General features: G+C 60.7%; 1 protein-coding gene. It reads right to left on the bottom strand.

The genetic code is table 11. The annotated features are described in order from the left end of the window. Positions 1-275: cadherin-like domain-containing protein (locus J5M67_RS27185; RefSeq protein ID WP_207888512.1), on the bottom strand; the 275-nt coding region annotated here is incomplete at both ends.

Consider the following 275-nt stretch of genomic DNA (forward strand, 5'->3'; position numbering starts at 1 on the left):
GGTGGTCTTGGACTGGTCTTCAGTGACCGGCGCATCGTTCACTGGGGTGACGTTGATGCTGATCACCGACTCCACGGATCCGCCTTTGCCGTCGCTGACGACCACGGTGAAGGAATCCGCACCGTTGTAATCCTTGGCCGGGGTGTAGGTGTAGTCGCCAGTGGCGGAGTCCAGCGTCAGGGTGCCGTGCTTCGGTTCGTTGCCGGATTTCAGGGTGAAGGTGAGGCTGTCCTGATCGACGTCGGAGCCCACGATCTTGTCGCTGATCGCAGTGT

It is taken from the genome of Pseudomonas sp. 30_B (assembly GCF_017491605.1).
Taxonomy (GTDB): Bacteria; Pseudomonadota; Gammaproteobacteria; order Pseudomonadales; family Pseudomonadaceae; genus Pseudomonas.